Consider the following 26492-nt stretch of genomic DNA (forward strand, 5'->3'; position numbering starts at 1 on the left):
TTGTCGCTCCTTATTCTTCAATTACATGTACCTTTAAAGTAGCCTTTACATCTTGATGTAACTTCACTGGTACATTGGCATAACCTAATGAACGAAGTCCGTCATTACAATCCATTTTGCGTTTATCTACTTTAAAACCATGTTTCTTTTGTAATGCATCTGCAATTTGCTTTGTAGATACTGAACCAAATAGGCGACCACCTTCACCTGATTTCGCTTTTACTTCTACTGTAATTGCTTCTAATTGCTCTTTTAAATCTTTTGCTGCCTGCAACTCTGCCGCCGCATTTTTCTCTTCTAAACGCTTTTGACCTTGCAGTTCGCTAATTGCCTGGTTATTAGCTTCTTTTGCATAACCGTTTTTAAGTAAAAAGTTACGTGCATAACCTTCTGCTACTTCTTTAATTTCACCTTTTTTACCTTTACCTTTTACGTCTTTTAAAAATACTACTTTCATGATTCTTTACTCCCTTCGACTACTTCATTAATTGCTTCATATAAATATTTTTTAACCTCATCAATGGATTGTGCTTCCATTTGGGTAGCGGCATTTGTTAAATGGCCTCCACCGCCAAGCTTTTCCATGACAAGCTGGACATTTACTTCTCCTAATGAACGTGCACTAATGCCGATCAGTCCATCATTGCGATGGGCAATGACAAACGAGGCACCGACATCTTTCATTGTTAGTAAAATGTCTGCAGTTTGTGCGATTAATACTGAATCGTATACTTTTGAATCTTCACCTTTTGCAACCGCAATTCCTGCAAACGGGAATTCTACAGTTTGAATAATTTTTGAACGTGCGACATATGTTTCTACATCTTCTTTTAACAGACGTTGTATCAGTACGGTATCAGCACCAAATGTACGTAAATATGAAGCGGCTTCAAATGTACGCGCACCTGTTCTTAATGTAAAGCTTTTTGTATCCACAATAATACCGGACAATAATGCTGTCGCTTCAAGCGGCAATAACTTTTCATTTTGAGGCTGGTATTCTAGCAGCTCCGTAACGAGTTCTGCTGTAGAGGATGCATATGGCTCCATATATACTAATGTCGGATTATTGATAAACTCTTCTCCACGACGGTGATGGTCGATAACAACAACCTTATCTGTTCTACTTAATATTCGACTATCAATTACCATACTTGGCTTATGAGTATCGACAATAACTACAAGTGATTTTGGCGTTATTTTTGATAAAGCTTCATCCGGAGTAATAAAGCGATCGTAAAAATCGGTTTTTTGCTCTAACTCGGTCATTAACCGGTCTACACTTCCGCGTACTTCATCAAAATTGACTACGACAAACCCTTCAATTCCATTCATCGCAACCATTTTACGTACACCGACAGATGCTCCTATTGAGTCCATGTCCGGATTTTTATGGCCCATTACGAAAACGCGGTCACTATCTTGAATTAAATCACTTAGTGCATGAGAGATTACACGGGCACGTACTCTTGTACGTTTTTCAACAGGGTTTGTTTTACCGCCATAAAAGCGAATTTTACCATTGGACTGCTTAATGGCAACTTGGTCACCACCACGCCCCAGAACTAGATCAAGTCCCGACTGCGCTAATTGCCCAAGCTCTACAAGAGATTGAGAGCCTGCTCCAATGCCAATACTTAATGTTAATGATAAATTTTTCTGCATCAACGTTCGTTCCCGGATGACATCTAAAATTGAAAAACGTTTCTGCTCAAGCTCCGATAAAATCGATTCATTTAACACAGCCATGTAACGATCCGATGCGATTCTTTTCACAAAGATATCATAATGTGCTGCCCATTCATTTATAATTGATGTCATCATCGTATTGGTGACGCTTCGTGCCTGGTCATCCATGCCAGATGTAAGCTCATCATAGTTATCGATAAATAGTATAGCGAGTACAGTACGATCCGCCATATATTGCTTTTCAATCTGTACTTGTTTTGTAATATCAAAGAAATAGAAAAGTTTCTCTTCTTCTTTATAATAAATATGATATTTCCGATCATTGATAGCAATGACCGTTTCATTTTTTTGGTCTTGATTAACTAGTAGAGGCAGCTCTTCTGAAATCATTTCAAGTTCATATCCGACCAGCGATTCTTGCTGCAGGACGCGAAGCATAAACGGGTTGGCCCATTCCACCGTCATTTCATCATTCATTAACAGAATTCCGAATGGCATTTCCAGAAATGCCTCTTTTCCGACATCCTCCATCCGGTAGGAAAGTGATTGAATATGCTTTTCGGTTTCTACATATGTTAATAATTCAACTTTTACCGTGTAGTAAGCTGCTACTGAATAAATAGCTATAAAGGCTATTCCCACCCATACATTCCACATCATAATAAGGATAGCTGCTACTGCACCAAGTAAAAACAATACTAATAGTGGATATCGAATTGGTCTTTTACGAAAAATCCCCATTCCATCAGCTCCTCATTTCTGACTCTTTTCTCGAATGTAACTACGTGCATTAAAGCCTAAATCAACAATACCTACTAAAATAACAAACGAATAGAGAGGTATTGCTAAAATTGTACTTAAAACTTTTATAAACTTCGGATAACCAAATGCATCAATGACAAAATGTATAAATGAGATACCTTGTATTGTTAATAATACCCATAATACCATTGAAATATTTAGCATAATAATAGCCAATGAAGAACCGGCTTCTGGACGAACGAATAAATTCACTGATAAAGCGATTAAGTAATACCATAACACTGATCGTGGTAAACGTAATTCACTAAACTTCGCAAACTTTGGTACGTCTACTTTTAAACGCTTTAAAATCGGCAAATTAACGGTAATAATAATAAATGTTAAAAATAACATGGCAAATGTAATGGAAGCCGGCATTGTCATTTCCAACGTATTTAACATTGTATTCGCCAAATCCATTGTTTCTTTGGGCACAGGTTGTCCAGTCAGACTCTCCGTCATTTTAATCGATTCCATATAGCTCGTCTTCATGAGCGCAAGAGAATCCCGAATAAAATCTACTTCAAACAAACGCAATGAAATTAAATACTGAATCGCAAATGTGATCAGCAGGACAATACTCGTTGAGATAAACATAAATACTTTACTCTTTTTATGATAAATAGCATCCCCTATTGCTACACCTGCTGCTGCAAAGATTAATGAAGCGGGTAGTAATAGCAGTCCACCAATAAAAAAAGTAATAAATACAGCAATCACTGCGACTAAAAGCGATGACTTCCGATTATAGTTTGCGCTATACCAAATCATCGGTAATGGAGCAATAATCGCCGCGATAATATTCGCCAGTGGAATATAAAATACGATTGCCATCAGCACAGTGAAAAGCGCAATCATCATTGCACCATGTGCCAGCTTTCTTGATTGATTATTTTGCATGGAGAACCTTCCTTATCTGTTGTTCGCTAGACTATAATGCAAGGACTATTCAAACTTTGCTCTTACATTTGGTCGGCTTTTCGACCAGTCTGCTTTCAACTTTTCTCACCTTCCTATTGTACCATTTTTGCATGGTCAAACAAAATAACCGTTACGACAAGAAGAATGAATTAAACCAATCCATTATTACATTCCCTTTAACTTCTCCTCTACATAAAAATCTGCTTACATCTAAAGCATATAAGTGCATGTAAATACTGGTATATGACCAATATATAGGGTGGAAATCCACTGCATAGAATGCACAAGCTATGAATAGTATGTCATTATGATTTTTTTAGTATAACTTAATATGGAGTAATTTTTGTTTGAATAACTATATTCTACGTATTAAAAGCCGTTTTTCTGTCTTTTATGTCCTTTATTTCGTTGACAATTTGTATTGTATAGCATATATTATGTAACCGGTAACACATTTTGTTTAGGGGGCGGATAGATGGTTAACATTAAAGATGTAGCAAAGGTTGCAAATCTTTCTGTGGCAACAGTATCACGCTACTTAAACCAAAATGGTTATGTCAGTAAAAAGTCATCAGAACGTATTGAACAGGCAATTCTTGAGCTGGATTATAAGCCAAGCAGTGTTGCACGTTCATTAAGTAAAAAACAATCCAATATTATTGGTCTCATTGTTCCGGATATAAAAAACCCATATTTCCCTGAACTGGCGCGTGCAGTGGAAGACATGGCATTGTCTTATGGTTATACAGTTGTTCTTTGTAATTCTGACGACCAGATGGAAAAAGAGTTGTTATATTTAGAGCGCCTGTCACAAACATATGTTGCCGGCTTAATAGTAGCAACAAGCTTACTGGATCCTTCTGTTTATATGTCCATCAATACACCAATCGTTGCACTTGACCGAATAATCGATGCAACTGTTCCAACTGTAGCAACCGATAACGAAAAAGGTGCCAGGATTGGGGCGGAGTACTTACTTACGAATGGAGCAGGAAATTTACTATGTATACGTGGTCCGCAAGGTTTAAAAACTGCGGATGATCGCCTTACAGGATTTCTCGAAGCAACGGACAAACGAGGACTAGAGCCAATTGTTATAACAACATCATTTGATTTTAAAGTTGCTGCTGAAGCGATTGAACAAACTTTAGCTGTAAATCCTCAGATTGACGGTATATTTGCAAGCAGTGATACATTAGCCATTGCTGCACTTCATATTGCGCATAAGCTTGGTAAGCGCGTACCCGAAGAACTGCAAATTGTAGGCTTTGATGGAATTGCACTCGGTGAAATGGTATCCCCTCCATTAACAACAGTCGGCCAGGATCTGTACAAAATGGGTGCTGCAGCCGCAACAATGTTAATTGAACAGATTGAAGGCAAAGAAATAATACAAACGTTATTAAATATAGATCCACAACTAATTGTTCGAGGGACGACAAGAAAGGAAGCTGCAAAATGATTACGGTAATAGGAAGCATCAATATGGACTTAGTCGTTCAAATGGATGTATTCCCCAAAAAAGGGGAAACTGTTTTAGGAAGCTTATTTACAACGGTTCCAGGCGGCAAAGGTGCGAATCAGGCAGTAGCTGCTGCACGCTTAGGCAGCCAAGTTAAAATGTTAGGTGCTGTCGGCACAGACAGCTTCGGTACGGAACTGCGTGCGAATCTGAATGAAGAAAATATAGATACAAGCTTAGTAATAAATACAAATGGTGCTACTGGCATTGCTAATATTTTACTCCACGAATCGGACAACCGTATTGTCGTTGTACCAGGTGCCAACTCTAAAGTAACACCAGAAGAGATTGCTTCAGCAAAAACTGTCATTGAAAATAGTCAGTTAGTGATCATGCAGCTTGAAATTCCAGTAGAAACGATTGAGTACAGCTTAAAGTTATGTAAAGAGCTTCAAGTACCGGTACTCTTCAACCCTGCTCCGGCAGCAAACTTCGACATTGAGTGGATGCCGTATATTAAATACTTAACACCAAACGAAACTGAATGTGCCTTACTTTTCGGGAACGATGTTGAAGCAGCATTAGAAAAATACCCAAATCAGTTAATAGTGACATTAGGTGAAGATGGTGCGCGTTACTTCGATGGAACAAAACATGTGCATATAAAAGGATATAAAACAACGGCTGTTGATACAACAGGTGCCGGTGATACATTTAACGGTGCATTCGCACATGCTATTACAAACGGTCAGTCTATTGAAGAAGCCGTATTTTTTGCGAATATAGCGGCGTCATTATCCGTTGAAAAATTTGGAGCCCAAGGTGGTATGCCAAAATTAGAGGAAGTAATTGCTCGAAAGGAAGGCGCAAAATGAAAAAACAGGGCATTTTAAATCGCGAATTAGCCGGTATATTTGCACGTTTAGGTCATACAGACAAAATTGTTATTGCCGATTGCGGCTTACCGGTTCCGGGCGGCGTTACATGTATCGATTTAGCATACAAACTGGGGGAACCAGGATTTATGACGATTTTAGAAGTTGTTCTAGAAGATTTAAAAGTAGAACATAGTTACTTAGCTGAAGAAATAAAAACTGCTAACGAAACTATTCATTCTTCTATATTGCAAAAAGTGGAACCGGTTACATATATATCCCACGAACAATTCAAGAAGATGTCGAGCGAAGCAAAGGTCATTATTCGTACAGGTGAAATAACACCATACGCCAATATCATGCTACAAAGCGGCGTAATTTTCTAAGGTAGGTGACGGAACATGATTGAAATGAAGGGCATAAGAAAAGCATTCAATGGCAACGTCGTATTAAACAATGTTGAGTTCACTCTGTTAGACGGGGAAATCCACGCCTTAATGGGTGAAAATGGTGCTGGTAAATCAACGATGATGAAAATTTTGGCCGGTATCTACTCGCGTGATAACGGTGATGTGCTAGTTGATGGTCAGTCGTATACATTTACTTCAGCAAAAGACGCCGAAAACTTAGGCATTCACGTAATTCACCAAGAATTAAATATTCTGCCGCATTTATCTGTAGCGGAAAACCTGTTTTTAGGAAAAGAAAAAACAATTGGTCGTACGGGATTCCTGCGTACACGTGAAATGAATAAAGATGCAAAGACACTGTTGGCAAAACTCGGTTTGCATATTGATGTACGTCAGCCTGCCGGTTCGCTTTCAGTCGGAAAGCAACAGCTAATTGAAATAGCCAAAGCGATTAATTCAGAAGCAAAGTATATCGTAATGGATGAACCGACAGCTGCCCTTACAGATCGTGAGATTGAAACACTATTTGAAACGATTAGAGAACTGAAAGCAAAAGGGATTTCGTTTGTTTATATTTCCCATCGTATGGAAGAGATTTTTGCAATTTGTGATCGTATTACGATTTTACGTGATGGTGAGTATGTTGGTGTTCGGGAAATTCCAAAAACAACTTTTGATGAAATCGTTAAAATGATGGTCGGACGTGAGCTTGGTGAACGTTATCCAAGCCGCAATGCAGAAATAGGAGACGTTGCTCTAGAAGTAAAAGGGTTAACATGTCCTGCGGTATGCAAAGATATTAACTTTCAGATTCGTAAAGGCGAAATATTAGCATTTGCCGGTTTAATGGGGGCAGGCCGTACAGAAGTTGCACAGGCTATTTTCGGTAACCTTAAAAAGTCTAGAGGCGATATTTACATCCACGGGGAAAAAGTGACGATCAAAAACCCGATTCAAGCAATGAAATACGGGATTGGATTTGTGACGGAAGACCGTAAAACAGAAGGTCTTGTACTGGATTTTTCGATTAAGGAAAATATGTTTTTAACAAATTTGAAAACAATTGCAAAAAGCGGCTTTATTCAACCACAACAAGAGCAATCACATGCTGCGAAATATATTGAGCAGCTAAATATTCGCTGCAGTGATGCGACACAGGCTGTTGGCTCATTAAGCGGCGGTAATCAGCAAAAAGTAGTTATCGCAAAGTGGTTAAGTACAAAACCGGATATTTTAATATTGGACGAACCTACTCGCGGTGTTGATATTGGTGCAAAAAAAGAAATCTACTCGATTATGAATCAGTTAGCCGAGGAAGGTGTAGCCATTTTAATGATTTCCTCAGAGCTAACGGAAGTGTTAGGTATGGCGGACCGTGTAATGATCATGCACGAAGGACGTCAAACAGCTATTTTAGACAATGTTGACTTAACACAAGAAACTATTATGCATTACGCAACAGGAGGAGAAGAAGTTGTTAAAAACTAGCTCAAAAGAAATGTTAGGAAAGCTAGGTCCTCTTTTAGGATTATTTTTAATTGTAATTGTCATTACGATTTTAAATCCAAGCTTTATGACAACAGATAATGTTTTAAATATTTTACGTCAAGTATCGATTAGTGCACTTATCGCATTTGGTATGACTTTTGTTATTTTAACTGGCGGCATCGACTTATCGGTTGGCTCGACATTGGCCCTTACAGGTGCCGTAGCTGCCACAATGCTCGCTTCAGGAATAGATCCTGTATTAACCATTCTAGCGGCCTTATTATTAGGTGCTGTTCTTGGTGCTGTAAATGGTGTCATCATTGCAAAAGGAAAAGTAGCACCATTCATCGCAACATTGGCAACAATGACAATTTACCGTGGATTAACGTTAGTGTATACGGATGGTCGCCCTGTTTCTGACTTAGGAAATGAAATTACATTCCAGATGTTAGGTAAAGGATACTTCTTCGGTATTCCAGTTCCAGTATGTACAATGATTCTAGCTTTCATTGCGTTATATGTAATTATGCATAAAACAACATTCGGTCGCCGTGTTTATGCAGTAGGCGGCAATGAAGCGGCTTCTAAATTATCAGGAATCAATGTGGATCGTGTAAAAATTGCTGTATACTCATTAACTGGTATGTTAGCAGCTTTATCTGCGCTGATTTTAACATCTCGTTTAAACTCTGCACAGCCAACAGCAGGTACATCTTATGAGTTGGATGCAATTGCAGCAGTTGTCTTAGGTGGGACAAGTTTAACAGGCGGTAAAGGCTGGATTTTCGGTACATTAGTAGGTGCCTTAATTATCGGAGTGTTGAATAACGGATTGAACTTAATCGGCGTTTCTTCATTCTTCCAGCAAGTAGTAAAAGGGATTGTTATTTTAATCGCGGTGTTAATTGACCGTAAGAAAACAGCGTAGATGGAGGTCATTAGCGTGAAAAAACAATTAATATTATTAATGGCACTTTTGGCCACTGTGATACTGTCGGCTTGTTCGGTAAAACCAGGCTTCTCTTTGGAACCTTCTTTCGGAACATCCGCTACATCAACAGAAAGCAGTAATGATACATTAACAATCGGTTTATCTATTTCAACTTTAAACAATCCATTCTTCGTAACGTTAAGTGAAAATGCAGAAGCAAAGGCAAAAGAGCTCGGTGTGAAAACAACGATTGTAGATGCGCAGGATAATGCTTCGAAGCAAGCCTCCGATATTGAAGATTTAATTCAGCAAAACGTTGATTTGATTATTATTAACCCGGTAGATTCTGTTGCTGTTGCAACTGCTGTTGAATCTGCTAATGCTTTAAATATTCCCGTCATTACGGTAGACCGTTCTTCTGAAGGTGGCGAAGTCATATCACATATCGCCTCTGATAACGTAGCTGGCGGAAAGCTGGCAGGAGAATATATTACAGAGTTAGTTGGTGAAGGTGCCAAAGTCGTCGAATTGGAAGGTGTCGCAGGTTCATCTGCTGCACGTGACCGTGGACAAGGGTTCAATGAAGCTGTAACAGGTATCTTAGACGTCGTTGCAAAGCAAACAGCGAACTTTAACCGTTCAGAGGGCTTAACAGTAATGGAGAACATTCTGCAGTCCAATCCGGATGTTACAGCCGTATTTGCGCACAATGACGAAATGGCATTAGGTGCACAAGAAGCAATTTCTGCTTCGGGTAAGAAGATTGTAGTAGTTGGCTTTGATGCGACTGACGATGCGGTAGCTGCTGTAAAAGCAGGAAGTTTAGCTGCAACGGTTGCACAAAAACCTGATGAGATTGGAAAGATCGCAATGGAAACAGCGATTGCTTATTTAAACGGTGAAACGGTTGATGAAGTAATTCCAGTCAATCTTGAATTAATTACAAAATAATAAGGCAACAGCCTGCAAATAGGCTATTGCACCTCTCAAGCTGTCACAAGTAATTTTGTGGCAGCTTTTGTTATGGAACTATAAAAAATCTTTAAACAATAAAAAAAGTACAACAGAGGCGGTTAAGCCTATGCTGTACTTTTAAGAAAAAATTATTTTTCTTCAGCTACGAATGGTAATAATGCCATAATACGTGAAACTTTGATTGCAGATGTAAGTTTACGTTGGTATTTAGCAGAAGTACCAGTTACGCGACGTGGTAAAATTTTACCGCGCTCAGAGATGAATTTCTTTAAAAGATCTACATCTTTGTAGTCGATGTGCGTAATGTTATTTGAAGTGAAGTAGCAAACTTTACGGCGTTTGCGGCCTCCGCGACGTGGTGCCATTATCGTGTTCCTCCTTTTAATTTTTAATTATAGATGTGAAGTTCTTAGAACGGTAAATCGTCTTCAGATACTTCAATCGGTCCTTTACTGTTTGCAAATGGATCTTCATCTACACGTGTATAGTTTTGCTGATTTTGAGCTGGCTGTTGATAAGAACCGTAAGAATCCTGAGATTGCGCGCCTCCAAATTGTTGGTTAGGCTGATTATAAGATGGCTGACCACCATAATTTTGCCCTCCACCGTATTGTTGGCTTGGTGCACCTTGTGATGCATTAGCTCCTCCACGTGGTTCTAAGAACTGCACTGAATCAGCAACGACATCTGTTGTATACACACGCTTTCCATCTTGTCCTTCAAAGCTACCTGTTTGAATACGACCTTCTACACCAATCAAACTCCCTTTTCTCATGAAGTTTGCTAAGTTTTCAGCTTGTTTTCTCCAGGCGATACAGCCTATGAAATCTGCTTCGCGTTCACCAGACTGGCTCGAAAATGTACGGTTTACGGCAATCGTAAAGCGTGCCATTGGAACTCCACTCGGTGTGTAACGAAGCTCTGGATCCTTTGTAAGTCTTCCGACTAATACGACACGGTTAATCATCAATGCACCCTCCTTTTTTCAGCATTTAAGTTTAAAAATTATTTGTCTTCTTCGCGTACTGCGATGTGACGGATGATGTCTTCGCTGATGTTAGCTAGACGAGTGTATTCGTTGATAGCTTCAGTACCAGCGTTAACTTTCACGATTTGGTAGAAACCTTCGCGGAAGTCATTGATTTCGTAAGCTAAACGACGCTTACCCCAATCTTTTGCTTCTGTGATCTCTGCACCATTTGAAGTTAAGATTTCTTGGAAACGCTCTACTAAAGCTTTCTTCGCTTCTTCTTCAATGTTTGGGCGGATGATGTACATTAATTCGTACTTTCTCATTTGTGTTTGCACCTCCTTATGGACTTGGGCTCTCCTACTAAATAGGGAGCAAGGAGTAAGTAACTTCTATTACTCACATCAATGAATTGTATCATAGTTGTTATTTCTATGCAACTGGCTACATCTTTTAATATTAATGAAATAGATTATTTCATATATAAATAAACGCTTTGCGAGGATAGATTTCTACTCACAAAGCGTCTACTAATTATACGTTAAATAAGAATTCCAATACGTCGCCGTCTTGTACTACGTATTCTTTACCTTCAGCGCGCACTCGGCCTGCTTCTTTTGCAGCCGGCTTTGAACCGTACTCTACTAAATCCGTAAATGCAACCGTTTCAGCACGGATAAAGCCGCGTTCAAAATCAGTATGAATAATACCGGCACATTGTGGTGCTTTCATACCTTTGCGGAATGTCCATGCACGAACTTCCTGTACACCAGCTGTAAAGTAAGTAGCTAAACCTAATAGGCTGTATGAAGCTTTAATCAATTGGTCTAAACCTGATTCAGCAATTCCTAATTCAGCTAAAAATTCTTTTTTCTCATCGTCTTCCAACTCAGAAATTTCTTCTTCAATTTTTGCACAAACAGTAATTACTTGAGCGCCTTCAGCTGCTGCATATTCTTGTACCATTTTTACATACTTGTTTTCAGATGGATCCGCTACCTCATCCTCAGAAACATTGGCAACATAAAGCATTGGTTTAATCGTTAATAGATGTAAACCTTTGATTACTTTTTTCTCGTCATCTGAAAGTTCTGCCGCGCGAGCAGGTTTTTCAGCTTCTAATACTTCTTTAAGCTTTTGAAGAATTGGCTCTTCTACCATAGCTTCTTTATCTTTTTGTTTCGCCATTTTTGCTACACGTGCAATACGTTTATCCACTGATTCCATATCCGCTAAAATTAACTCTAAATTAATAACTTCAATGTCATCGATCGGGTTTACTGTACCCGAAACGTGTGTAATATTTTCATCTTCAAAACAACGAACAACTTGGCAAATTGCATCTACTTCACGAATGTGAGCAAGGAATTTGTTTCCTAAACCTTCACCAGTAGAAGCACCTTTTACGATACCTGCGATGTCTGTGAATTCAAAAGTTGTCGGAACTGTTTTCTTTGGTACTACTAATTCTGTTAATTTGTCTAAACGCTCATCCGGAACAGTTACGCTACCAACGTTCGGTTCGATTGTTGCGAACGGATAGTTAGCCGCAAGAGCGCCTGCTTTTGTAATTGCGTTGAATAAAGTCGATTTTCCTACGTTCGGTAAACCAACAATACCAGCTGTTAATGCCATATTGACACAACCTTTCTATGTTCAGTTCATTTAAATTTATTATTAATTCTTTTATGGATTTTTCTGTCCATTAAATTTTACAACCTTGTCTATTATATTGATTGCGGGCATAAAAGTCTATTTTGCTTTTAGACTTCTTCTGCCTGGCGTAAAATTTTCTTCATTTTTTTCTCAAACTCGCGGCGTGGAATCATAACGCTATGTCCGCAACCCTCACATTTTATGCGAATATCGGCACCTAATCGAATTACTTTCCATTCGTTTGTGCCACAAGGATGTTGTTTTTTCATTTCCACAACGTCATTAAGACCGTACTGCTTTGCTTCCATCTATTATTCTCCTCCCTGATTTCGCTCATAAAACATCATTTTCGGTACAGCAAGAGGAATACCGTTGCGTGTTAAGATGTCGATTACATCTTTCCGAATAATACGTGATATTGAATATTGCTGTAATGGTAATGTTTCTATTGTAATAGCAATTGTCGCTTCTGTGCTTGTCGTATTTGTGACACCTAAAAAGACAGGAGCAGAAACTAGTTCCTCATAATTTTGCGGTAACGTATCCAAATAGTTTTGTATGACCATCTGCACTTTTTCAATATTCGCATCGAGCGAAATTTGCATATTTATCGTAGCTTTTGAGTTATTGATGGAATAGTTGATGACATCTACAATACTGCCGTTTGGAATAATAAACTGCTCACCTGTTACTCCCTTTACTTTCGTTGTACGAAGACCAATTTCCATAACGGTACCTTCAGCCGTATTGATTTTCACAAAATCCCCTACGCCGAACTGATCCTCTAAAATAATGAAAAATCCTGTAATGACATCCTTCACTAAGTTTTGCGCACCAAAGGCAATGGCTACAGAAGCAATCCCGGCCCCTGCAAGTAACCCGGCAACTTGTATATTCATAGCCGATAAAATTCCCATAATGGCAGAGAAGTACACTAAATAGCTCAGTACGCTTTGCAGCAGCTTTACAATTGTAAGCTGTCGACGCTCATTATTTCTTACACGCAGCATAAACACTCGGTGAATAATCTTCTTACCGATAAAAACGACAAGATATGAAATAACGATAATCGCCAGAATCTTCGCGCCGGCTGCAATAATCTTTACCAAAAACTCCGTACTTGTGACATATTCCCAAAGTTCTGTCGTATAGTGTGCGAGCCCTTTAATATCCGTTTCAGCAAATTCCTCTAAATCTAATTTCAAATCTTTTTCCAAATTTACCACCTCTTGTATAACAAACTTTAAAATTGAATATACTGCATAAATATATCGTATTTTAGCTTATTTCTCGAGTAATCTATTTAAATTTAAAAATTAAAGGAGTGATGATATGAAACAAGCCTGTCCTCAAAATTATAGCGTCCATTACGAGCAGACGAGCGCTGTTTGGGAGCTGAGCGAAATCTTTTTAAAAACGATTCCGTTTGATCATGAAGAACTTATTTTTTGCTGTATCGGTACAGACCGATCTACAGGAGATGCATTAGGCCCGATTATCGGCAGCCAGCTGCACCAAACTTTCTCATTTCCATTTCCGGTTGTTGGAACTTTGCAGGCACCGCTTCACGCGCTCAATATTGTAGAGCGTTACGAGCAGTTGATTAATGAAAAAGAGCAACCTTTTATTATTGCAATTGATGCTTGTTTAGGTGAATCAAATGCGATTGGTTCTATTCTAATCCAACAGGGTCCTCTTTATCCCGGAAAAGCCGTAAAAAAAGAGTTGCCCCCTATCGGTAACATTTCTGTTAAAGGAATTGTTAACGTAGGAGGCTTTATGGAAGCTAAAGTATTACAAAATACGAGACTGCATGTTACGTATTCTATGAGTGATAAAATCGTTCGGGCACTTGTTTTAGCATGGCAGCGCCATTTACTGAAACGGAAAAATAATCGCAACGAGTATCCCGACCATCAAAATCGCTGGCAGCAGATTGGCTATACGGATTTTCGTTAATCCGGCAATATTCAAACCGATTGCCATAATCATAATACCGCCCGTCGCTGTCATTTCTGTGATAAATAGATCCAATGCTTCACTAGGAATATATGTACTAATAACACCTGCAAATAATGCAATCGAGCCTTGATATAAAAGTACAGGAACCGCCGATAGTAAGACACCGATTCCTAATGTTGAACTTAATATAATCGACATAAATCCATCGATAATCCCTTTAGTGATAAGAATATTGTGATCATTGCGCAAACCACTATCAAGAGCACCGAGAATCCCCATGGAGCCAATAACAAAAATGAGCGTTGCAGTAACAAACCCCTCTGCAATCGTTCCTTTTTGTGCACGTTTTCCAAAAATGGACTCAATCCATTGACCAAAGCGATTAAACTTTCCTTCAAGGTCGAGCCATTCACCGATGACCGCACCAATGATTAAACTGACTATAAGGAGAATGAAATTCGTACTCTCCAATCCCATTTGAATTCCTAAAAGCGCCACAACTAAACCGATAATTGATAACACTGTTTGCTGCATGGATTCCGGAATATTTTTAAAGATACGGCCGACCAACGCACCGATTATAATAAATAATGCATTTAACAGAGAACCTAGTAATACCATGAATTTCCCTCTTTCTATTTGCCGTCTAACAAATTCAACATTATGTAGTATTTTTTTATATTATAACTGTTCACAAAAAAAGTGCTGAAACTTTTCGCTCAGCACTTTTTATTCTTGTTCCATATTTAATATTTCCAAAATGCGGTGCAAATCATCATCTGAATAAAATTCAATTTCAATTTTACCTTTATTCTTAGCTTTTTTGATTTGTACTTGTGTTCCAAAATAATCACGTAATTGAGACTCCGTTGCCTGTGTATGAATATCCTTTTTTGTCGGCTTTGTTTCACGTGAAACGGCCTCATTTAAATCTTGAATATACTTTTCCAATTGGCGAACATTAAGGTGGTCCTTTATTACTTTTTGTGCCACTTCAGGTATACGCCGTTTATTTTTTAATCCAAGTAATGCACGGCCATGCCCCATTGTCAGTTTCCCTTCGTTGACAAGGTCTCGAATGTCTTCAGGTAACTGCAACAGACGGATTAAGTTCGCAATATGCGGACGGCTTTTTCCTAATCGTTTCGCTAAATCATCTTGTGTAAAATTCAGTTTCACAATTAAACTGTTGTATGCTTCTGCCTCTTCAATTGGCGTTAAATCTTCGCGTTGCAAGTTTTCCAAAATAGCAACTTCCATCATTTGCTGCTCATTAAAGTCTTTTACAATGACAGGTACTTCTGTTAAACCTGCACTGACAGCCGCACGATAACGGCGTTCACCTGCTACAATTTCATATTTCCTAGCATTTTTACGGACAACAATCGGTTGAATAATACCATGTTCAATAATAGAGCTTGCTAATTCTTCAATTGCAGTCTCATCAAAGATTTTACGTGGCTGAAATGGATTTGCTAAAATTTTCCCTACTGCAATTTGCTGTACCTGGTCTTCTTTATGTACGGCCTCTTCACGAAAAAGCGCATCAATTCCTTTACCTAAACCTTTAACCATTTTTAATCACTTCCCTTGCAAACTCTAAGTAAATTTCTGCTCCGCGTGATTTTGAATCATATAAAATTACCGGTTTACCATGGCTCGGTGCCTCACTTAACCGCACATTACGCGGAATGATCGAACGATATACTTTATCCTGGAAATAGCGTTTTACTTCATCAATCACTTGAAGTCCTAAATTCGTACGGGCATCCAGCATTGTTAGCAACACGCCATCAATCATTAACTCCTTGTTCAAATGTTTTTGGACAAGGCGGACTGTTGAAAGCAACTGGCTCAACCCCTCTAATGCGTAATATTCACATTGGACCGGGATAATCAGCGCATCGGAGGCAGTCAGCGCATTAATTGTTAATAAGCCAAGTGATGGCGGACAATCAATAATAATGAAATCAAAATTATTTTTAATCTCCTGCAATGATTTTTTCAGTCGAACTTCACGGGAAATTGTGGACACAAGCTCAATTTCAGCACCTGCCAATGATATTGTAGCAGGGACAATATATAAATTTTCTACATCCGTTTGTTGGATGACACCTTTAATATCTTCATCATTGATCAGTACGTCGTATACACAGCTTTCTAAATCACCTTTTCGAACACCTAATCCGCTTGAAGCGTTACCTTGTGGGTCGATATCGATTATTAATACTTTCTTTCCTAAAAAAGCTAAACATGCACTTAAGTTAACAGAGGTTGTCGTTTTTCCAACGCCACCTTTTTGATTGGCTATCGCAATAATACGTCCCAATATCCGCACCTGCTTTCATCACTTCAATTTAGGTATATTTTTAAAGTCTAAAAATCCCGGATGACTAAATCTTCCTTTTATAATACTGTTTCTCTTATCTTAACAAAAAATGTTAGAAAACGATAAAAATATTTCAAAAAACTTGCCAAACCTACTAATCTACTAAAAAAACTGCCTAGAAAGTCGTTATCTTTCGGGCAGTTCAATAATTTATTTTTTCTTCGGAATTTTTACAGTGATTTGGTAGTAATCGTCTGTATCCTCTTCCTCCGTTTTTACATTAATTCCACTTTTCGTCACCATCGATAACGACTGCTTAATCGTATTAAGGGCAATACGCACATCTTTGCTAATCGCTTTTCTGCTTGGTTTACGTTTTTTTATCTCTGGCTCATCGGGATTTAGAATTTTTTGAATTTGCTCTTCAAGCTGTCTAACATTCCAATCAAACTCTTTCGTCGCTGCAATGAGCTGCATTTGTAATTGCTCATCTTTGATTACAATTAAAGCCCGGGCATGACGTTCCGAAATTTCACGATTTAAAATAGCATCCTGAACAAATTGAGGCAACTTTAATAAACGCAATTTATTAGCAACTGTTGATTGGCCTTTACCAAGACGTTGTGCAAGCGCTTCTTGTGTAAGCTGATGCAACCCTAATAATTGTTGATAAGCAAGCGCTTCTTCAATTGCTGTTAATTCCTCACGTTGAAGGTTTTCAATCAGGGCAATAGACGCCGTTTCTCGATCATTTAAATTGCGTACAATAGCAGGCACTTCTGTCCATTGTAGGGATTTCATCGCTCGATAACGTCGCTCACCGGCAATTATTTCATATTTATCTGCGTCATTATTAATTGGACGAATCACAATTGGTTGAATGACGCCATGTGTATGAATAGTTCTTGCTAATTCTTCAATCTTCTCATCATCAAAAACTGTACGTGGCTGATAACGGTTCGGAATGATTTTGTCTATTGGAATTTTAACTACTTCTTCTGAAGCCATCGAGATATTCTCTATTACTTCTACTTCACTTTCTACTTCAGGCTCTTTGCTCCCGCCTCCGAAAAAACGTGAAAAAGTACTTTTCATCCGTGTGGCACCACCTTTAGGAAACTGTCTACCTCATATACAATATTATTTCTGATTCATTCAAAAATGTACAGTGTTCAATGAATAGTAATTTACGAGAAAGACAGATTTCGCCTAAAATAGGACAAAATAATGTCTTTACCCATTTGTATTTCAAAATAAACTTATATTTTTCTATCCACTAAAAAAACATAAATATAAATATATATGCAGCAAAAGACGGATATATTCAAATTTGGTTAACTTTTTTATTTAATTGGTGTTTTATTAGGAACACCTGGTTTACGCGGGTATTTTTTTGGTGTTGATTTTACTTTATCAAATACATAAAGTGAACGTTCGCTTTCCTCTACCGGTAAATGGAATGCAAACTCCTCTATTAATTTTCCGCCTAATGTTGAGATGGCTTTCGTCGCATCTTTTAATTCTTCTGCACCTGCTGCAGCTTTTAATGCAACAAAATAACCGCCTTCTTTTGCTAATGGAATACATAGCTCTGATAATACAGAAAGACGTGCTACCGCGCGGGCTGTGACAACATCAAATTTTTCACGGTATGCTGTATTTTGACCAAACTCTTCAGCACGGGCATGGACAAATATCATATGATCCAAGTTTAACTCATTTGTTAAATGATTTAAAAATGTAATTCGTTTATTAAGTGAATCGACAATCGTAATTTGTAAATGCGGGAAGCAAATTTTAATAGGGATACTTGGGAATCCTGCACCTGCACCAACATCGCATACTGTTGTCACTTTTGTAAAATCAAAATAAAATGACGCACTGATTGAATCATAGAAGTGCTTTAAATAAACGCCTTCCAAATCCGTAATTGCCGTTAAGTTCATTTTTTCATTCCACTCAACTAAAAGCTCAAAATATTTTTTAAACTGCGCAATCTGGTGTTCTGAAAGCTCAATACCCTTTTCCTTCAATGCTTCGATAAATTGCTTTTCGTTCATAAAATGACTCCTCCATATTAAAGAATGAGCGCCTTTTTTGGATAAAGACGCTCACATCATTCAATTCGTAGTTACTTTTGCAATTTTACCTTGCTCAATATAGACAAGTAAAATTGAAACATCTGCAGGGTTTACACCTGAAATACGTGATGCTTGAGCAATTGAAAGCGGCTGAACACTTTTAAGCTTCATGCGTGCTTCTGTCGCCAAGCTTGGAATAGCATCATAATCGATATTTTCAGGGATTTTCTTATCCTCAAGCTTCTTCATTTTTTCTACTTGCTGAAGTGCTTTTTGAATATACCCTTCATATTTTAATTGAATTTCAATCTGCTCTTTTACATCACCTGAAAGTTCCACTTCTGATGGAGTTAGGGAAGCAACTAAATCATACGTCATTTCAGTACGTTTTAAAAGGTCTGCTCCGCGGATACCATCTTTTAGCTCCGCGCCGCCAGCATTGCGGATGACTTCTTGTGTCGTCTCATTCGGCTTAATGATAATTTCACGCAGACGTGCAATTTCCTGTTCAATCTGTGCTTTTTTCACTTGGAACTTCGCGTAACGATCTTCTGTAATCATCCCTGCTTTATAACCGATTTCAGTTAAACGTAAATCTGCATTGTCATGACGTAATAGAAGACGGTACTCTGCACGTGAAGTTAATAGACGGTAAGGTTCATTCGTACCTTTTGTAACTAGGTCGTCAATTAATACACCGATATAGGCATCTGAACGGTCTAAAATAATTTCTTCACGGCCTAATACTTTTGCTGCGGCATTCATTCCGGCCATTAACCCTTGCCCTGCTGCTTCTTCATAGCCTGAAGTACCGTTAATTTGACCTGCTGTATAAAGACCTTGGATTTTTTTCGTTTCTAATGTTGGCCATAATTGTGTAGGAATAACTGAATCGTACTCAATCGCATAGCCTGCACGCATCATTTCGGCATTCTCTAAACCAGGAATCGATGCGATTAATTTCTTTTGAACATGCTCTGGTAAGCTTGTCGATAAACCTTGGACATATACTTCACGTGTATTGCGTCCTTCAGGCTCAAGGAAAATCTGGTGACGCGGCTTATCGTTAAAGCGCGTTACTTTATCTTCAATTGATGGGCAGTAACGTGGACCTGTCCCTTTAATCATCCCTGAAAACATTGGAGACAAGTGCAGGTTTTCCTCAATTGTACGATGTGTTTCTTCTGTTGTATAAGTTAACCAGCAAGGAAGCTGATCCATAATATATTCTGTTGTTTCAAAACTGAATGCACGGGGTACATCATCACCAGGTTGAATTTCCGTTTTTGAATAATCAATTGTACGGTTGTTTACACGTGGTGGTGTTCCTGTTTTAAAACGAATTAAGTCAAACCCTAATTCTTTTAAGTTATCCGCTAATTTAATCGATGGCTGCTGGTTGTTTGGACCTGAAGAATATTTCAGATTTCCTAAAATAATTTCCCCACGTAAAAACGTACCTGTAGTAATGATGACAGCCGGTGCACGGTAAATTGCTCCAACTTGTGTAATAACACCTTTTACTTCGCCATCCTCTACAATTAGTTCATCGACCATTGCCTGATGAATTTGAAGGTTTTCTTCTTCTTCCAAAACCCGTTTCATTTCATGCTGATACTGGAATTTATCCGCTTGTGCACGTAAAGCACGTACTGCTGGACCTTTCCCGGTATTTAACATGCGCATTTGAATATGTGTTTTATCGATAATGCGTCCCATTAAACCGCCAAGTGCATCAATTTCGCGAACAACGATTCCTTTCGCAGGTCCGCCGACTGATGGATTACAAGGCATAAACGCAATCATATCTAAGTTAATTGTAAGCATGAGTGTTTTAGCACCCATTTTCGCAGCTGCATAGGCAGATTCCACACCTGCATGTCCTGCACCAACAACGATTACGTCAAAATTACCTGCTTCGTATTGTATTGACATGTTGTTCTTCCTCTCTTTTATTCCGATTTATTTCCCTAAACAGAACTGCGAGAATAGCTGATTAATTAAGCTTTCCTGTACAGTATCTCCAATAATTTCACCAAGAATTTCCCATGTACGTGTCACATCGATTTGAATCATATCGACAGGTACACCTGATTCTGCTGCAGCAAGCGCATCCTCAATCACCTGTTGAGCTTGATGCAATAGCGCAATATGTCGCGCATTTGATACATATGTTAAATCATTCGCTTCTACTTGCCCTTCAAAGAACAATGCTGCAATCGCTTCTTCCAGCTCGATTACACCTTCTTCTTTCAATAACGAAGTCGTTACGACACGATGTTTTCCAGCCAATTCATGAACACGGTTTAAATCGATTTTGCGTTCGATATCTGTCTTGTTGACAACGACAATATAATCCATCGCCTGAATCGTTTCAAAAAGGCGTTCATCTTCTTCTGTAAGCTCTTCTCCGTAATTTAATACAAGCAATATTAAATCGGCATCTTTTAATGCCTCTCTCGAACGTTCAACTCCGATTCGTTCAACAATATCTTCTGTTTCCCGAATACCTGCTGTATCAACTAAACGTAAAGGAACTCCACGTACATTTACGTATTCTTCAATAATATCACGAGTTGTGCCTGCAATGTCGGTTACAATCGCTTTATTTTCTTGAACCAAACTATTTAAAAGAGATGATTTACCTACGTTTGGACGTCCTAAAATAACGGTAGATAAACCTTCACGTAAAATTTTACCTTGAGATGATGTTTGAAGTAATTTAATTATTTCCTCTCGTACCCAACCGCACTTTTCAAGAAGTACAGGAATCGTCATTTCTTCTACATCGTCATATTCCGGATAATCAATGTTTACTTCCACTTGTGCCAACGTCTCTAATAATGCCTGGCGTAAAGAAGTAATAAGACGAGAAAGCTTCCCATCCATCTGGCCAAGCGCAACATTCATCGCGCGGTCAGTTTTTGCACGTATTAAATCCATTACCGCTTCTGCCTGTGATAAGTCGATACGGCCATTTAAAAATGCACGTTTCGTAAATTCCCCAGGCTCTGCTAAACGTGCACCGTAACGTAAGACAAGCTGTAATACTCGGTTAACAGACACAATACCGCCATGACAATTGATTTCGACAACATCTTCTCGCGTAAATGTTTTCGGTCCGCGCATTAAGCTCAACATAACTTCCTCTACCACTTCATCCGTTTTCGGGTCGATCAGATGTCCGTAATGGATCGTATGTGTCGCAACTTCCGTCAAACGCTTATGATTTGGTGATTTAAATATTTTATCTGCAATCGCTACCGCCTCATCGCCGCTCAGACGAACAATCGCAATAGCTCCTTCTCCCATTGGAGTGGAAATCGCAGCAATCGTATCGAATTCCATTTATATCCTCCTATTTCAGTGTTATCCACATGTGGATAAATCACATCCGTGCTATACTAACTAACAATTTAGACTAACATATTTTAATTAAAATCTAAAGTAATGTAGATTTGGTTCGATCTTTCATTAAAAAAACGACCTATCCAAAAGAATAGGTCGAAAACTGTCTGTATATTATTTTACTGGCTCTATGACTAAATATCGATTTGGTTCGACACCTTCTGAGTGCGTTTCGATATCTATACGATTTGCCAGGGCATTATGAATAATTTTTCGTTCATAAGATGCCATCGGTTCAAATGATACGGGTTTTCGTGTTCGAATAGCCTTGTCCGCCATGCGTAATGCCAGCTGTTCAAGCGCTACTTGACGTCGCTCACGATAATCTTCCACATCCATTTGTAAAATCATAAACGATTTGGCTGTTTTATTAAGAATGAGCTGAGTTAAATGTTGAAGCGCATTTAATGTAAGGCCACGCTTTCCAATTAATAACGCTGCTTTCTCGCTCGATAACTTAAATGAAACATGTTTGCCATCTGTTTCATGGTCAATTGTTAAATCTGTAATTCCCATTCCTAAAGCAATATTCGTTAAATACCCTTTTGCCTCTTCAATAGGATCCACTTGTTGTTGTTCATGGTGAATTGATTGATCTTCATTAGATGAAACCGGCTCATTCTCGATTGTTTCCTCGACAATTGTCAGTTCTTCCACATCAGATGCAGAATCTGAAGTCGTCTCTTGATCCACTTGCTGCTGAACAATTTCCTTTACAGTGACACGAACTTCAGCATTTCGTGCCCCAAAACCTAAAAATCCTTTTTTACCCTCTTGTAAAACTTCCACATCAACTTGTTCACGAGTATGGCCAAGCTTTTGTAACGCTAATGAGATCGCTTCTTCTACTGTTGCGCCTATTTGCGTAGTTTGTTTCACTTATTTCGCTCCTTTAGCATCGGTAGCATCCGGTTTATTTTTATTCCAAGGTTTGTAAATAACAAGGTTTTGTAATACAGATACAAAGTTCCCGACTACCCAATATAATGATAACGCGGCAGGTAAAATAATACCGAAACCAACGATCATTAATGGCATGATGTACATCATAATTTTCATTTGTGGGTTATCTACTGCTGGTCCAGTCATTAATACAACGTACTGGATAAGACCTGCGATAACAGCAAATACAATACTAGGCTCTGCTAATGGAACCGCTAAAAATGTCCCTAATTCAAATGCATCCGGTGTTGCATTCATACGGCTAATCGCATGATAGAAACCGATTAAGATCGGCATTTGGATAAGAATCGGTAAACATCCAGCTAATGGGTTAACACCTGAAGTCTGCATTAACTGCATCATTTCCTGCTGGTATTTTTGCTGAGTTGCCGCGTCTTTTGAGCTGTATTTTGCTTGCAGCTCTTTTAATTTCGGTTGCATTTCCTGCATTTTCTTAGAACTTTTTACTTGTTTGATAGTTAAAGGCAGAATGATTAGACGAATAATAACAGTTACGATAATAATTGCAAATGCATAATTCGCCGCATTACCTTCAAACATATCAGCAAAAAGCTTGATAAATGATACTAATGGCCAAACAATATATTCATTCCAAAAGCCATCACTTTCAGATGAAATTGGTTGGTCAAATTCTGTACAGCCTGATAGCAGTAATACTACTGAAACAAGTGACAGCATTATCCATAGATTTTTCTTCAACCTTCTTCCTCCTAAAGCAAACCTATTCAATTTTTATGACAATATTTTACCATTATGGACGTTCGTACACTACTAATTGTTCTGTAAATTCAAAGAATAGAGCAATGAATGATAAACAATTAATTGTGGAACTATCCTTTATATACTCTTGCAACCTTTAAAACATGCTGCAAGCTTTTTTTGGTTTCGTGAAAATCCAGTGTGGCCGCCTGCGTTCTGGCGATAATAACATAGTCCATATCTTGTTTTACTTCATCTTTTAATTCCAGAAAAGCTTGGCGAATATAGCGTTTCACTTGAACCCGAGTGACCGCATTTCCTACTTTTTTGCTCACTGATAAGCCAATACGAAACGCCTGTTGTTCTTCCTTTTTCAAGCAATATACAACAAATTGGCGATTCGCAAACGACTTACCTTTTTTAAACACCTTTTGAAAATCTTCATTTTTCTTTATACGTTGGCGTTTATTCATGATCCATTCACCTGCTCCATCTAATCATTGGTACTTTTTTTGCTCATTCAACAACGATAAAAGAAAAAAAAGACCACTGATGTGGCTCAGTGGACTTATGCTGATAATACTTTTCTTCCTTTTTTACGACGGCGAGCTAATACGTTACGGCCGTTTTTAGTGCTCATACGAGCGCGGAAACCGTGAACTTTAGAGTGCTTACGTTTTTTAGGTTGGTACGTGCGTTTCATTTATATACACCTCCTGAATTCGAGCGTTACTATATCTATCTCTACATACAGACCATGATATTATATAAAGAATAAAACCTGTTTGTCAATGCCTCATTATAATTTTTCTCTTTTTCTCTATAAACCTCATATAAATCCCTTTCCTGATCCACACTCTCAGTTATCCACAATTTATAAAATTAATTTACGTTTATGCTGTGAATAGTATTTTTGCTCTTAAAAATTATCCACAGCGCTTATCTACAGGTTTCTCACATATAACAAACCTGTGGACAACTGTTATGTATATAACATATGATTATGTGGATAAGATCGTTTAAGTATTGAAATACCTAACTTTATTTGATACGATAACTGTGTTTTACTTTGTGGAATTCTTTTCTGGGAAATATATTATCCACAATTGTTGATAATCTGTGGACAAAGATTTCCCATACTCTAGAACAACCTTTATCCACAACTTGTGGTTATGTGTATGAACTCCTTTTTAATTATAAAATATATATTTTATAGCTCTGTTTACTATTAATCATTTAACAGAGCCTTTCTTTTTTCGTAAGCAAGAAAGTTTGCATTGTAAGGAAATTCACATAAAAAAGACTCTCATCTAATTTTGGTTAGTATGAGCCTTGTCATTTAAATATACGAATCGAATGTGAAATGAATTAATGAAAGGAAGAAAGAGCTTGGAACATTTAGAAAACCTATGGAATGCCGTCCTTGCCCAAGCTGAACAGAAAATCTCGAAACCGAGCTTTGATACTTGGCTGAAATCAACAAAACTTCTTGCGCATAGTGGCACAAAAGTGACGATTTCCGCGCCTAACTCTTTTGCCCGCGATTGGCTTGAACAATATTACATCCATATGATTACAGGAATATTAAACGAGTTAACTGGAGAGGATCTAGTCATTAATTTTGTTGTCCAGAAAGATCAGACGGCAGACGACTTTGAACTACCGCCCCCAATTACTCAAGCAAAATCAAGTGAACACCATGACATTACCCCGGGTATGCTCAATCCAAAGTACACATTTGATACATTCGTTATTGGTTCCGGTAACCGCTTTGCCCATGCAGCGAGCTTAGCTGTAGCAGAAGCACCCGCAAAAGCTTACAACCCGTTCTTTATTTATGGGGGGGTAGGTTTAGGAAAAACTCACTTAATGCATGCAATTGGCCATTATGTAAAAGAACATAATCCGACAGCAAATGTCGTCTATTTATCATCTGAAAAGTTCACAAATGAGTTCATAAACTCCATCCGTGATAATAAAACAATCGATTTTCGAAATAAATACCGCAATGTTGATGTACTGCTAATTGACGATATTCAATTTTTGGCTGGTAAGGAATCTACACAAGAGGAATTCTTCCATACATTCAACACACTGCATGAAGAATCAAAGCAGATTGTCATCTCAAGTGACCGCCCTCCAAAGGAAATCCCTACTTTAGAGGACCGTTTGCGTTCACGCTTTGAATGGGGACTAATTACAGATATTGCACCACCAGATTTGGAAACACGTATTGCTATTTTACGTAAGAAGGCCAAAGCTGATGGACTCGATATTCCAAATGAAGTCATGCTTTATATTGCCAATCAGGTTGATACAAATATTCGTGAACTTGAAGGGGCATTAATACGGGTTGTGGCCTATTCATCTTTAGTAAATATGGATGTTTCGCCTGAACTTGCTGCAGAAGCTTTAAAAGATATTATGCCAAATTCAAAACCGCGCATGATTTCGATTTTAGATATTCAAACTGCAACTGGTGAACATTACAGTATACGTCTGGAAGATTTTAAGGCTAAGCGCCGGACAAAATCGATTGCTTATCCTCGTCAAGTGGCGATGTATTTATCGCGTGAGCTAACAGATTACTCATTACCTAAAATTGGTGAGGAGTTTGGAGGCCGTGATCATACAACAGTAATCCATGCCCATGAAAAGATTTCTTCCTTACTTAAAACAGATCAGCAGCTTCAGCAGGATATTAAACAAATACGTAGTATGTTAGGTAAATAATCTCTGTGTATAACTTTATGTTTTTCACACATACCTATTCACAGCTTATCAACATGTGGATAGCGTGCTCTGCCTGTTTAAATTAGGGGTTATCCACAAATTCACAGGCCCTATTACTATATCTATTAATATCTTTAAA

Annotated in this window: 28 protein-coding genes; 8 read left to right on the top strand and 20 right to left on the bottom strand. The window is 38.3% G+C overall.

Translation table 11 applies throughout. The features are described from left to right. Positions 1–10 precede the first annotated feature (10 nt). From rplI to M3166_RS16610, 3 genes are read right to left on the bottom strand one after another with little or no spacing between them, the layout of a single operon-like run. Entirely contained in the window at positions 11–457 is a 447-nt protein-coding gene (gene rplI / locus M3166_RS16600) for a 50S ribosomal protein L9 (protein WP_251691018.1), read from the bottom strand. Next, positions 454–2430, bottom strand: a complete 1977-nt coding sequence (locus M3166_RS16605) for a DHH family phosphoesterase (RefSeq protein ID WP_251691020.1) — start codon at positions 2428–2430, stop codon at positions 454–456. Before M3166_RS16605 ends, rplI begins: the two co-directional genes overlap by 4 nt. Before the next feature lie 12 nt (positions 2431–2442). Beyond that, positions 2443–3390, bottom strand: a complete 948-nt coding sequence (locus M3166_RS16610; protein WP_251691021.1) for a YybS family protein — start codon at positions 3388–3390, stop codon at positions 2443–2445. 496 nt (positions 3391–3886) lie between these two features. Here M3166_RS16610 and M3166_RS16615 point away from each other — a divergent pair, with 496 nt between their 5' ends. From M3166_RS16615 to rbsB, 6 genes are read left to right on the top strand one after another with little or no spacing between them, the layout of a single operon-like run. Next, on the top strand, positions 3887–4873 hold the full coding sequence (locus M3166_RS16615) for a LacI family DNA-binding transcriptional regulator (protein WP_251691024.1): 987 nt from the start codon (positions 3887–3889) through the stop codon (positions 4871–4873). Continuing rightward, the gene (rbsK, locus tag M3166_RS16620; RefSeq protein WP_251691026.1) at positions 4870–5748 is read left to right on the top strand and encodes a ribokinase; all 879 of its coding nucleotides are present in this window, start codon (positions 4870–4872) and stop codon (positions 5746–5748) included. Before M3166_RS16615 ends, rbsK begins: the two co-directional genes overlap by 4 nt. Continuing rightward, positions 5745–6134, top strand: a complete 390-nt coding sequence (gene rbsD / locus M3166_RS16625; RefSeq protein WP_251691028.1) for a D-ribose pyranase — start codon at positions 5745–5747, stop codon at positions 6132–6134. Before rbsK ends, rbsD begins: the two co-directional genes overlap by 4 nt. A 15-nt stretch (positions 6135–6149) precedes the next feature. Beyond that, the gene (locus M3166_RS16630) at positions 6150–7646 is read left to right on the top strand and encodes a sugar ABC transporter ATP-binding protein (RefSeq protein WP_251691030.1); all 1497 of its coding nucleotides are present in this window, start codon (positions 6150–6152) and stop codon (positions 7644–7646) included. After that, positions 7633–8574 (top strand): ribose ABC transporter permease, encoded by a 942-nt coding sequence (gene rbsC / locus M3166_RS16635; RefSeq protein WP_285848955.1) that lies wholly within the window; start codon positions 7633–7635, stop codon positions 8572–8574. Before M3166_RS16630 ends, rbsC begins: the two co-directional genes overlap by 14 nt. A 15-nt stretch (positions 8575–8589) precedes the next feature. Next, complete coding sequence (gene rbsB, locus M3166_RS16640; protein ID WP_251691032.1) at positions 8590–9528, top strand: ribose ABC transporter substrate-binding protein RbsB; 939 nt, start codon at positions 8590–8592, stop codon at positions 9526–9528. Between the two features lie 152 nt (positions 9529–9680). On the opposite strand, the gene rpsR is transcribed toward rbsB, so the two are convergent. From rpsR to M3166_RS16670, 6 genes are all read right to left on the bottom strand, one after another. Further along, positions 9681–9920: a 30S ribosomal protein S18 gene (gene rpsR, locus M3166_RS16645; RefSeq protein ID WP_172954456.1), complete on the bottom strand. Its 240-nt coding sequence runs from the start codon at positions 9918–9920 to the stop codon at positions 9681–9683. 41 nt (positions 9921–9961) lie between these two features. Next, positions 9962–10519, bottom strand: a complete 558-nt coding sequence (gene ssb / locus M3166_RS16650; RefSeq protein ID WP_008408356.1) for a single-stranded DNA-binding protein — start codon at positions 10517–10519, stop codon at positions 9962–9964. A 38-nt stretch (positions 10520–10557) separates the two neighbouring features. Then, on the bottom strand, positions 10558–10848 hold the full coding sequence (gene rpsF / locus M3166_RS16655) for a 30S ribosomal protein S6 (RefSeq protein WP_008408357.1): 291 nt from the start codon (positions 10846–10848) through the stop codon (positions 10558–10560). 208 nt (positions 10849–11056) lie between these two features. After that, complete coding sequence (gene ychF / locus M3166_RS16660; protein WP_251691034.1) at positions 11057–12157, bottom strand: redox-regulated ATPase YchF; 1101 nt, start codon at positions 12155–12157, stop codon at positions 11057–11059. Positions 12158–12285: 128 nt separating this feature from the next. Then, positions 12286–12486 (bottom strand): DUF951 domain-containing protein, encoded by a 201-nt coding sequence (locus M3166_RS16665; RefSeq protein ID WP_079523585.1) that lies wholly within the window; start codon positions 12484–12486, stop codon positions 12286–12288. A gap of 3 nt (positions 12487–12489) precedes the next feature. Next, on the bottom strand, positions 12490–13395 hold the full coding sequence (locus M3166_RS16670; protein ID WP_251691036.1) for a mechanosensitive ion channel family protein: 906 nt from the start codon (positions 13393–13395) through the stop codon (positions 12490–12492). A 115-nt stretch (positions 13396–13510) separates the two neighbouring features. On the opposite strand from M3166_RS16670, the gene yyaC reads away from it, so the two are divergent. Then, complete coding sequence (yyaC, locus tag M3166_RS16675) at positions 13511–14137, top strand: spore protease YyaC (protein ID WP_251691038.1); 627 nt, start codon at positions 13511–13513, stop codon at positions 14135–14137. Here yyaC and M3166_RS16680 read toward each other — a convergent pair. From M3166_RS16680 to rpmH, 11 genes are all read right to left on the bottom strand, one after another. After that, a complete protein-coding gene (locus tag M3166_RS16680) occupies positions 14054–14761 on the bottom strand; it encodes a DUF554 domain-containing protein (protein WP_251691041.1) in 708 nt (235 codons plus the stop codon). The two genes, yyaC and M3166_RS16680, sit on opposite strands and share 84 nt — an antisense overlap. A gap of 108 nt (positions 14762–14869) precedes the next feature. After that, positions 14870–15715, bottom strand: coding sequence for a ParB/RepB/Spo0J family partition protein (locus tag M3166_RS16685; RefSeq protein ID WP_251691043.1), 846 nt, complete (start codon positions 15713–15715; stop codon positions 14870–14872). Beyond that, positions 15708–16469, bottom strand: coding sequence for a ParA family protein (locus M3166_RS16690; protein WP_079523590.1), 762 nt, complete (start codon positions 16467–16469; stop codon positions 15708–15710). The genes M3166_RS16685 and M3166_RS16690 overlap by 8 nt, the downstream gene beginning before the upstream one ends. 210 nt (positions 16470–16679) lie before the next feature. Beyond that, positions 16680–17564 (bottom strand): nucleoid occlusion protein, encoded by an 885-nt coding sequence (gene noc / locus M3166_RS16695; protein WP_251691045.1) that lies wholly within the window; start codon positions 17562–17564, stop codon positions 16680–16682. Between the two features lie 248 nt (positions 17565–17812). Further along, the gene (rsmG, locus tag M3166_RS16700; RefSeq protein ID WP_251691047.1) at positions 17813–18529 is read right to left on the bottom strand and encodes a 16S rRNA (guanine(527)-N(7))-methyltransferase RsmG; all 717 of its coding nucleotides are present in this window, start codon (positions 18527–18529) and stop codon (positions 17813–17815) included. 60 nt (positions 18530–18589) lie between these two features. Further along, the gene (gene mnmG, locus M3166_RS16705) at positions 18590–20485 is read right to left on the bottom strand and encodes a tRNA uridine-5-carboxymethylaminomethyl(34) synthesis enzyme MnmG (protein ID WP_285848957.1); all 1896 of its coding nucleotides are present in this window, start codon (positions 20483–20485) and stop codon (positions 18590–18592) included. A gap of 27 nt (positions 20486–20512) precedes the next feature. Beyond that, positions 20513–21898, bottom strand: coding sequence for a tRNA uridine-5-carboxymethylaminomethyl(34) synthesis GTPase MnmE (gene mnmE, locus M3166_RS16710; RefSeq protein ID WP_008408382.1), 1386 nt, complete (start codon positions 21896–21898; stop codon positions 20513–20515). 174 nt (positions 21899–22072) lie between these two features. After that, complete coding sequence (gene jag / locus M3166_RS16715) at positions 22073–22837, bottom strand: RNA-binding cell elongation regulator Jag/EloR (RefSeq protein WP_251691049.1); 765 nt, start codon at positions 22835–22837, stop codon at positions 22073–22075. Further along, positions 22838–23620 (bottom strand): membrane protein insertase YidC, encoded by a 783-nt coding sequence (gene yidC, locus M3166_RS16720; RefSeq protein WP_087617927.1) that lies wholly within the window; start codon positions 23618–23620, stop codon positions 22838–22840. A 131-nt stretch (positions 23621–23751) separates the two neighbouring features. Then, positions 23752–24093, bottom strand: a complete 342-nt coding sequence (rnpA, locus tag M3166_RS16725; protein ID WP_008408387.1) for a ribonuclease P protein component — start codon at positions 24091–24093, stop codon at positions 23752–23754. 95 nt (positions 24094–24188) lie between these two features. Beyond that, entirely contained in the window at positions 24189–24323 is a 135-nt protein-coding gene (gene rpmH, locus M3166_RS16730; protein ID WP_008408389.1) for a 50S ribosomal protein L34, read from the bottom strand. Positions 24324–25009: 686 nt separating this feature from the next. Here rpmH and dnaA point away from each other — a divergent pair. Further along, positions 25010–26353: a chromosomal replication initiator protein DnaA gene (gene dnaA, locus M3166_RS16735; protein ID WP_008408391.1), complete on the top strand. Its 1344-nt coding sequence runs from the start codon at positions 25010–25012 to the stop codon at positions 26351–26353. Positions 26354–26492: the final 139 nt, after the last annotated feature.

It is taken from the genome of Solibacillus isronensis, assembly GCF_023715405.1.
Lineage (GTDB): Bacteria > Bacillota > Bacilli > Bacillales_A > Planococcaceae > Solibacillus > Solibacillus isronensis_B.

Bases quoted from the DNA above. Each gene is read 5' to 3' on its own strand.
- rplI (WP_251691018.1), bottom strand. From the start codon at position 457: ATGAAAGTAGTATTTTTAAAAGACGTAAAAGGTAAAGGTAAAAAAGGT.
- M3166_RS16605 (WP_251691020.1), bottom strand. From the start codon at position 2,430: ATGGGGATTTTTCGTAAAAGACCAATTCGATATCCACTATTAGTATTG.
- M3166_RS16610 (WP_251691021.1), bottom strand. From the start codon at position 3,390: ATGCAAAATAATCAATCAAGAAAGCTGGCACATGGTGCAATGATGATT.
- M3166_RS16615 (WP_251691024.1), top strand. From the start codon at position 3,887: ATGGTTAACATTAAAGATGTAGCAAAGGTTGCAAATCTTTCTGTGGCA.
- rbsK (WP_251691026.1), top strand. From the start codon at position 4,870: ATGATTACGGTAATAGGAAGCATCAATATGGACTTAGTCGTTCAAATG.
- rbsD (WP_251691028.1), top strand. From the start codon at position 5,745: ATGAAAAAACAGGGCATTTTAAATCGCGAATTAGCCGGTATATTTGCA.
- M3166_RS16630 (WP_251691030.1), top strand. From the start codon at position 6,150: ATGATTGAAATGAAGGGCATAAGAAAAGCATTCAATGGCAACGTCGTA.
- ssb (WP_008408356.1), bottom strand. From the start codon at position 10,519: ATGATTAACCGTGTCGTATTAGTCGGAAGACTTACAAAGGATCCAGAG.
- rpsF (WP_008408357.1), bottom strand. From the start codon at position 10,848: ATGAGAAAGTACGAATTAATGTACATCATCCGCCCAAACATTGAAGAA.
- ychF (WP_251691034.1), bottom strand. From the start codon at position 12,157: ATGGCATTAACAGCTGGTATTGTTGGTTTACCGAACGTAGGAAAATCG.
- M3166_RS16665 (WP_079523585.1), bottom strand. From the start codon at position 12,486: ATGGAAGCAAAGCAGTACGGTCTTAATGACGTTGTGGAAATGAAAAAA.
- yyaC (WP_251691038.1), top strand. From the start codon at position 13,511: ATGAAACAAGCCTGTCCTCAAAATTATAGCGTCCATTACGAGCAGACG.
- M3166_RS16680 (WP_251691041.1), bottom strand. From the start codon at position 14,761: ATGGTATTACTAGGTTCTCTGTTAAATGCATTATTTATTATAATCGGT.
- M3166_RS16685 (WP_251691043.1), bottom strand. From the start codon at position 15,715: ATGGTTAAAGGTTTAGGTAAAGGAATTGATGCGCTTTTTCGTGAAGAG.
- noc (WP_251691045.1), bottom strand. From the start codon at position 17,564: ATGAAAAGTACTTTTTCACGTTTTTTCGGAGGCGGGAGCAAAGAGCCT.
- rsmG (WP_251691047.1), bottom strand. From the start codon at position 18,529: ATGAACGAAAAGCAATTTATCGAAGCATTGAAGGAAAAGGGTATTGAG.
- mnmG (WP_285848957.1), bottom strand. From the start codon at position 20,485: ATGTCAATACAATACGAAGCAGGTAATTTTGACGTAATCGTTGTTGGT.
- mnmE (WP_008408382.1), bottom strand. From the start codon at position 21,898: ATGGAATTCGATACGATTGCTGCGATTTCCACTCCAATGGGAGAAGGA.
- rnpA (WP_008408387.1), bottom strand. From the start codon at position 24,093: ATGAATAAACGCCAACGTATAAAGAAAAATGAAGATTTTCAAAAGGTG.
- rpmH (WP_008408389.1), bottom strand. From the start codon at position 24,323: ATGAAACGCACGTACCAACCTAAAAAACGTAAGCACTCTAAAGTTCAC.